This is a genomic window from Serratia silvae (assembly GCF_023282985.1).
GTDB classification, from domain to species: domain Bacteria; phylum Pseudomonadota; class Gammaproteobacteria; order Enterobacterales; family Enterobacteriaceae; genus Chania; species Chania silvae.
The window spans coordinates 20698-28937 of the sequence record NZ_JAGQDC010000028.1 but is presented as its reverse complement, the minus strand read 5'-3'; the positions used below and the strand labels follow the sequence as shown (position 1 = coordinate 28937).

Genomic DNA, 8240 nt, shown 5'->3' with positions numbered 1-8240 from the left:
GGCTTGCGTTTCGCAATCCGTGAAGGCGGCCGTACTGTAGGTGCGGGCGTTGTTGCTAAAGTTATCGCTTAATCGCGGATAATATTTGACGCGACATGTGATAAAAGGGCATCATTTGATGCCCTTTTTATACGCTGTGAACTAGAACCTATCTCATCAGCGATTTTGCAGTCATAATCATTGGTGAGATGGGCTCTTTTAAACGGTATTGACTGAAATACGTCATGGCGTAAAACACCGAGATGCTGCCAAGCGGCATCTGTTCGGTTTGGTTTGCCTCGCATTGCGAGGCAAAGTTGTTTGTTCGAATCATTAGTGACAGGTTGGTTTATGAGTGCGAATACCGAGGCTCAAGGGAGCGGGCGCGGCCTAGAAGCGGCCAAGTGGTCAATCGTCGCCGTTCTGTTGGTTGTGGCTATCGTCGGTAACTATTACTACCGTGATTTCAGCCTGCCGCTGCGTGCGTTGGCCGTTGTCGTGGTTATTGCCATTGCTGGTGTTGTGGCATTGATGACCACTAAAGGCAAAGCCACCGTTGCGTTTGCGCGCGAAGCGCGTACTGAAGTACGTAAAGTGATCTGGCCAACTCGTCAGGAAACGTTACACACCACGTTGATCGTTGCCGCGGTAACCGCCGTGATGTCACTGATTCTGTGGGGCCTGGATGGTATATTGGTCCGTCTGGTATCGTTTATTACTGGCCTGAGGTTCTAAAATGTCTGAAGCCCCAAAAAAACGCTGGTACGTCGTTCAGGCGTTTTCCGGTTTTGAAGGTCGCGTAGCGCAATCGCTGCGTGAACATATCAAACTGCACGATATGGAAGAGCTGTTCGGCGAAGTCATGGTGCCCACCGAAGAAGTGGTGGAGATCCGTGGTGGTCTACGTCGTAAGAGTGAGCGTAAATTCTTCCCTGGCTATGTACTGGTTCAGATGGTGATGAATGACGCCAGCTGGCACTTGGTGCGCAGTGTTCCTCGTGTTATGGGCTTCATCGGTGGAACTTCCGATCGTCCTGCACCGATCAGCGATAAAGAAGTGGACGCCATTATGAACCGCTTGCAGCAGGCTGGTGATAAACCACGTCCGAAAACGCTGTTCGAGCCGGGTGAACTGGTGCGCGTCAACGATGGTCCATTTGCTGACTTTAACGGTGTCGTTGAAGAAGTGGACTACGAGAAGAGCCGCCTGAAAGTGTCTGTTTCCATCTTTGGCCGTGCAACGCCGGTGGAACTGGACTTTAGCCAGGTAGAAAAAGGCTGATCAAATAATCAGCAAGATGAGCAGATTTGTGGCTTGTCAGAGGCGCGAAATTGAACTACAATTTCGCGCCTTTTGTTTTTAGATGTCTTGCTCTTGCAGCGAGACGAAACACGGGGAGCCTCTCCGGAGGCGATATTACCCAAACGAGGAAATTTCAATGGCCAAGAAAGTACAAGCCTACGTTAAGCTGCAAGTTGCAGCCGGTATGGCTAACCCAAGTCCACCAGTTGGTCCAGCTCTGGGTCAGCAAGGTGTTAACATCATGGAATTCTGTAAGGCATTTAACGCTAAGACTGACAGCGTTGAGAAAGGCCTGCCGATCCCGGTTGTTATTACAGTTTATTCTGATCGCTCCTTCACTTTCGTAACCAAAACCCCGCCGGCAGCAGTTCTGCTGAAGAAAGCGGCTGGTGTTAAATCTGGTTCCGGCAAGCCGAACAAAGATAAAGTTGGCAAAGTGACTAGTGCACAGGTACGTGAAATCGCAGAAACCAAAGCTGCGGACATGACTGGTTCTGACGTTGAAGCGATGATTCGCTCCATCGAAGGTACTGCTCGTTCCATGGGCCTGGTAGTGGAGGATTAAGAAATGGCTAAGCTGACCAAGCGCATGCGCGTGATCCGTGACAAAGTTGATGCTACTAAACAGTATGACATCCTCGAAGCTGTTGCTCTGCTGAAAGAGCTGGCCACCGCTAAATTCGTAGAAAGCGTTGACGTTGCTGTTAACCTCGGCATCGACGCTCGTAAATCAGACCAAAACGTACGTGGTGCTACCGTTCTGCCACACGGCACCGGTCGCAGCGTTCGCGTTGCCGTATTTGCCCAAGGCCCTAACGCTGAAGCTGCTAAAGCTGCAGGCGCAGAGCTGGTAGGTATGGAAGACCTGGCTGACCAGATCAAGAAAGGCGAGATGAACTTCGACGTGGTTATTGCTTCCCCGGATGCAATGCGCGTTGTAGGTCAACTGGGCCAGGTTCTGGGTCCACGTGGTCTGATGCCTAACCCGAAAGTGGGTACCGTTACCCCTAACGTTGCTGAAGCTGTGAAGAACGCTAAAGCAGGTCAGGTTCGTTATCGTAACGACAAAAACGGTATCATCCATACCACTATCGGTAAGGTTGATTTCGACACAGACAAGCTGAAGGAAAACCTGGAGTCTCTGCTGGTTGCGCTGAAAAAAGCCAAACCATCTCAGGCAAAAGGCATGTACATCAAGAAAGTTAGCCTCTCCACCACCATGGGTGCTGGCGTTGCTATCGATCAAAGCGGCTTGACTGCTGTAGCGAACTAATCACCTGGTGATTAATCGCTTTGACTTGGGGGTGGGATTCATCTAGAATCTTATCCCCCAAGGTTCTGCTACGTGCGGAACAACAGATTTTTCGGTTGGAGCCTGGCCTATCCAGGCCTCCGTCCAAGACCGCAGGTGTGCCGCAAGGCACTTAATCCTTCCTGCGTAGACGGTGACAGAGCCTAAAGAAATTTTTTCTTTTTTTAAAAAGAATGGTCTTTGCTGGATTCTGCTCACCGTGTTAAGCCGCTCAACAACGCGTGTTTACACAAAGTGTTGAGTGAAGTGAGTTCCGGGGATTTTCCCCGGCTAAATCCAGGAGCAAAAAGCTAATGGCATTAAATCTTCAAGACAAACAAGCGATTGTTGCTGAAGTCAACGAAGTAGCCAAAGGCGCGCTGTCTGCGGTAGTTGCGGATTCTCGTGGCGTTACCGTTGATAAAATGACTGAACTGCGTAAAGCAGGTCGTGAAGCTGGCGTTTACATGCGTGTTGTTCGTAACACCTTGATGCGTCGCGTAGTTGAAGGCACTCCGTTCGAATGCCTGAAAGACACGTTTGTCGGTCCTACCTTGATTGCATTCTCTACTGAACACCCGGGCGCAGCTGCTCGTCTGTTCAAAGAGTTCGCGAAAGCGAATGCAAAATTTGAGGTTAAAGCTGCGGCCTTTGAAGGTGAGCTGATCCCTGCGGCACAAATCGACCGCTTGGCAACGCTGCCTACTTACGAAGAAGCAATCGCACGCCTGATGGCAACCATGAAAGAAGCCGCTGCCGGCAAATTGGTTCGCACTCTGGCTGCAGTACGCGATCAGAAAGAAGCGGCATAAGCCTCTCTCTTTCTTAGCCTTTGCTTACGTATTTAAACTATTTCTGAATTTTAGGAACTTTTGTTATGTCTATCACTAAAGACCAAATTATCGAAGGCGTTGCAGCCCTGTCTGTAATGGAAATCGTTGAACTGATCGCCGCTATGGAAGAGAAGTTCGGTGTTTCTGCTGCTGCTGTAGCTGCAGGTCCTGCTGCTGCTGTTGAAGCTGCTGAAGAAAAAACTGAATTCGACGTTGTACTGAAAGGTATCGGCGCGAACAAAGTTGCAGTAATCAAAGCAGTACGTGGCGCAACTGGCCTGGGTCTGAAAGAAGCTAAAGACCTGGTTGAGTCTGCACCAGCAGCACTGAAAGAAGGCATCAGCAAAGACGACGCTGAAGCACTGAAAAAAGCTCTGGAAGAAGCTGGCGCTGAAGTTGAAGTTAAATAAGCCACTGCTTTTAGAGTGCAGTCTGTTTTAACTAACAGACTGATGGCTGGTGACTTTTTGGTCACCAGCCTTTTTGCGCTGTAGGGCGTCAGTAGCGTTTCACACTGTTTGACTACTGGCTAACCCCAATATTTCTTTCTATCGACGACTTAATATACTGCCCTCTGCGCCGCAGCCGAATCTGCCGCCACGGCAATGAAATGATTTAAGCGTGATAGAAACGAGTATTGCGGAAAGTGTTCTCGCTTTCCGATCAACAAAACGGTGTTGCATGAACCGTCCCCTATCCGGACGGACAATAGGTTCGACTTTCCAGCGAGCTGAGGAACCCTATGGTTTACTCCTATACCGAGAAGAAACGTATTCGTAAGGATTTTGGTAAGCGTCCACAAGTTTTGGACATACCTTATCTCCTTTCTATCCAGCTTGACTCGTTCCAGAAATTTATCGAGCAAGATCCAGAAGGGCAGTACGGCTTAGAAGCCGCATTCCGTTCTGTTTTCCCGATCCAGAGCTACAGTGGCAATTCGGAGCTGCAATACGTTAGCTACCGTCTTGGTGAGCCGGTGTTTGACGTTAAAGAGTGTCAGATCCGTGGTGTGACGTACTCTGCACCGCTGCGCGTAAAACTGCGCCTGGTCATCTACGAACGTGAAGCACCAGAAGGTACGGTCAAAGACATCAAGGAACAAGAAGTCTATATGGGCGAAATTCCGCTCATGACCGAAAACGGTACCTTTGTCATTAACGGTACTGAGAGGGTTATCGTATCCCAGCTGCATCGTAGTCCTGGTGTGTTCTTCGACAGCGATAAGGGCAAAACCCACTCCTCGGGTAAAGTGCTGTATAACGCACGTATCATCCCTTACCGTGGCTCATGGCTGGATTTCGAGTTTGACCCGAAAGACAACCTGTTCGTGCGTATCGACCGTCGCCGCAAACTGCCTGCGACCATTATTCTGCGCGCGCTGAGCTACACCACTGAGCAGATCCTTGACCTGTTCTTTGAGAAAATTGTTTTCGAGATCCGTGATAACAAACTGCAGATGGAGCTGGTTCCAGAGCGTCTGCGTGGTGAAACTGCGTCCTTCGATATCGAAGCCAACGGTAAAATCTACGTTGAGAAAGCACGCCGTATCACCGCTCGTCATATCCGTCAGCTCGAAAAAGACGAAATTCGCAGTATTGAAGTACCGGTTGAGTACATCGCGGGCAAAGTGGTCGCGAAAGACTATATCGATACCAATACCGGCGAACTGATCTGTGCAGCCAACATGGAGCTGTCACTGGATCTGCTGGCCAAGCTGAGCCAGTCAGGCCACAAGCGTATCGAAACGCTGTTCACCAACGATCTGGATCACGGTGCGTACATCTCTGAAACCGTACGTGTCGACCCAACCACTGATCGTCTGAGCGCTCTGGTAGAAATCTACCGCATGATGCGCCCTGGTGAGCCACCAACGCGTGAAGCGGCGGAAAGCCTGTTCGAGAACCTGTTCTTCTCTGAAGACCGCTACGATCTGTCTGCGGTTGGCCGGATGAAGTTCAACCGTTCTCTGCTGCGTGACGAGATCGAAGGTTCGGGCATCCTGAGCAAAGACGACATCATCGAAGTGATGAAGAAGCTCATCGATATCCGTAACGGTAAAGGCGAAGTGGACGATATCGACCACTTGGGCAACCGTCGTATCCGTTCCGTTGGCGAAATGGCCGAGAACCAGTTCCGTGTCGGTCTGGTACGTGTTGAGCGTGCGGTGAAAGAACGTCTGTCCCTGGGCGATCTGGATACCCTGATGCCTCAGGACATGATCAACGCCAAGCCAATTTCGGCGGCGGTGAAAGAGTTCTTCGGTTCAAGCCAGCTGTCCCAGTTTATGGACCAGAACAACCCGTTGTCCGAGATCACGCACAAACGTCGTATCTCTGCATTGGGCCCAGGCGGTCTGACCCGTGAACGTGCCGGCTTTGAAGTTCGAGACGTACACCCGACTCACTACGGTCGCGTGTGCCCAATCGAAACGCCGGAAGGTCCAAACATCGGTCTGATCAACTCCTTGTCCGTGTACGCACAGACCAACGAGTATGGCTTCCTGGAAACCCCGTACCGCCGCGTGCGTGACGGCGTGGTTACCGATGAAATCAACTATCTGTCTGCTATTGAAGAAGGCAACTTCGTAATCGCTCAGGCGAACTCCAACCTGGACGAAGAAGGCCGCTTTGAAGAAGACCTGGTTACCTGTCGTAGCAAAGGCGAATCAAGCCTGTTTAGCCGCGATCAGGTTGACTATATGGACGTATCAACCCAGCAGGTTGTATCCGTTGGTGCCTCACTGATTCCATTCCTGGAACACGATGACGCCAACCGTGCATTGATGGGTGCGAACATGCAACGTCAAGCGGTGCCAACCCTGCGTGCTGACAAGCCGCTGGTAGGTACCGGTATGGAACGTGCCGTAGCGGTTGACTCCGGTGTTACTGCCGTAGCCAAACGTGGTGGTGTGATCCAGTACGTGGATGCTTCCCGTATCGTTATCAAAGTTAACGAAGACGAGATGTACCCGGGCGAAGCAGGTATCGATATTTATAACCTGACCAAGTACACCCGTTCTAACCAGAACACCTGTATCAACCAGATGCCTTGTGTGAATCTGGGTGAGCCAATCGAGCGCGGCGACGTGCTGGCAGATGGCCCGTCTACAGACCTGGGTGAACTGGCATTGGGTCAGAACATGCGCGTCGCGTTCATGCCTTGGAACGGCTACAACTTCGAAGACTCCATCTTGGTCTCCGAGCGTGTAGTACAGGAAGATCGCTTCACCACCATCCATATTCAGGAACTGGCTTGCGTGTCTCGTGACACCAAACTGGGGCCGGAAGAGATCACTGCCGACATCCCTAACGTGGGTGAAGCAGCGCTCTCCAAGCTGGATGAATCCGGTATCGTGTATATCGGTGCAGAAGTGACCGGTGGCGACATTCTGGTTGGTAAGGTAACGCCGAAAGGTGAAACCCAGCTGACGCCAGAAGAGAAGCTGCTGCGTGCGATCTTCGGTGAGAAAGCGTCTGACGTTAAAGACTCTTCTCTGCGCGTACCAAACGGCGTTTCCGGTACGGTTATCGACGTGCAGGTCTTCACCCGCGATGGCGTGGACAAAGACAAGCGTGCGTTGGAAATCGAAGAGATGCAGCTGAAGCAGGCGAAGAAAGACCTGACTGAAGAGCTGCAGATCCTGGAAGCTGGCCTGTTCGCTCGTATCCATGCGGTACTGGTTTCTGGTGGTATCGAAGCCGAGAAGCTGAGCAAACTGCCACGCGATCGCTGGCTGGAACTGGGCTTGACCGACGAAGACAAGCAAAACCAGCTGGAACAGCTGGCAGAGCAGTACGACGAATTGAAATCCGACTTCGAGAAGAAGCTGGATGCCAAGCGTCGTAAGATCACCCAAGGCGACGATCTGGCACCAGGCGTGCTGAAAATCGTCAAGGTGTATCTGGCCGTTAAGCGTCAGATCCAACCGGGTGACAAGATGGCAGGCCGCCACGGTAACAAGGGTGTTATCTCCAAGATCAACCCGATCGAAGATATGCCTTACGATGAAAACGGTACGCCGGTTGACATCGTTCTGAACCCGCTGGGCGTTCCATCGCGTATGAACATCGGTCAGATCCTGGAAACTCACCTGGGTATGGCGGCGAAAGGCATTGGTGAGAAGATCAACCAAATGCTCAAGCAGCAACAGGAAGTGGCCAAGCTGCGTGAATTCATCCAGAAGGCTTACGATCTGGGTGACGGCGTTTGCCAGAAAGTTGACCTGAACACCTTCACCGACGACGAAGTCTTGCGTCTGGCAGAGAACCTGAAAAAAGGTATGCCAATCGCAACCCCAGTCTTCGATGGTGCGAAAGAGTCAGAAATCAAGCAACTGCTGGAAATGGGCGGTATCCCGACTTCAGGTCAGATTACGCTGTTTGATGGCCGTACCGGCGAGCAGTTCGAGCGCCAGGTAACCGTCGGCTATATGTACATGCTGAAACTGAACCACTTGGTTGACGATAAGATGCACGCGCGTTCTACCGGTTCTTACAGCTTGGTAACTCAGCAGCCGCTGGGTGGTAAGGCGCAATTCGGTGGTCAGCGCTTCGGTGAGATGGAAGTGTGGGCGCTGGAGGCATACGGCGCAGCTTACACCTTGCAGGAAATGCTTACCGTTAAGTCGGATGACGTCAACGGCCGTACCAAGATGTACAAAAACATCGTGGATGGCGATCACCGTATGGAACCAGGCATGCCGGAGTCCTTCAACGTACTGTTGAAAGAAATCCGCTCGCTGGGTATCAACATCGAACTGGAAGGCGACTAATCGCTATTCCAGCTCAGGCTCCCGACCTTAGGGAGCCTGAGGGTGGTTGTTCAGGTCACACGG

Annotated in this window: 8 protein-coding genes; all 8 read left to right on the top strand. The window is 51.5% G+C overall.

All coding sequences use genetic code 11. The features are described 5' to 3' along the window. A partial coding sequence (locus KAJ71_RS22025) for an EF-Tu C-terminal domain-related protein (RefSeq protein ID WP_131818057.1) occupies window positions 1-72 on the top strand: 72 nt, incomplete at its 5' end. Window positions 73-330: 258 nt separating this feature from the next. Continuing rightward, window positions 331-714: a preprotein translocase subunit SecE gene (secE, locus tag KAJ71_RS22020; RefSeq protein WP_248947634.1), complete on the top strand. Its 384-nt coding sequence runs from the start codon at window positions 331-333 to the stop codon at window positions 712-714. Window position 715: 1 nt separating this feature from the next. After that, on the top strand, window positions 716-1261 hold the full coding sequence (nusG, locus tag KAJ71_RS22015; RefSeq protein ID WP_025121547.1) for a transcription termination/antitermination protein NusG: 546 nt from the start codon (window positions 716-718) through the stop codon (window positions 1259-1261). Window positions 1262-1418: 157 nt separating this feature from the next. Continuing rightward, window positions 1419-1847 carry a 50S ribosomal protein L11 gene (gene rplK, locus KAJ71_RS22010; protein WP_024531017.1) on the top strand — a complete coding sequence of 143 codons (429 nt, stop codon included), beginning with the start codon at window positions 1419-1421 and terminating at the stop codon, window positions 1845-1847. 3 nt (window positions 1848-1850) lie between these two features. Continuing rightward, window positions 1851-2555: a 50S ribosomal protein L1 gene (gene rplA / locus KAJ71_RS22005; protein WP_248947633.1), complete on the top strand. Its 705-nt coding sequence runs from the start codon at window positions 1851-1853 to the stop codon at window positions 2553-2555. Between the two features lie 332 nt (window positions 2556-2887). Then, window positions 2888-3385 (top strand): 50S ribosomal protein L10, encoded by a 498-nt coding sequence (rplJ, locus tag KAJ71_RS22000; protein ID WP_021808069.1) that lies wholly within the window; start codon window positions 2888-2890, stop codon window positions 3383-3385. A gap of 65 nt (window positions 3386-3450) precedes the next feature. Beyond that, window positions 3451-3816, top strand: coding sequence for a 50S ribosomal protein L7/L12 (gene rplL, locus KAJ71_RS21995; RefSeq protein ID WP_021182158.1), 366 nt, complete (start codon window positions 3451-3453; stop codon window positions 3814-3816). Between the two features lie 332 nt (window positions 3817-4148). Beyond that, window positions 4149-8177 (top strand): DNA-directed RNA polymerase subunit beta, encoded by a 4029-nt coding sequence (gene rpoB / locus KAJ71_RS21990; protein WP_248947632.1) that lies wholly within the window; start codon window positions 4149-4151, stop codon window positions 8175-8177. The last annotated feature ends 63 nt before the right edge of the window (window positions 8178-8240 follow it).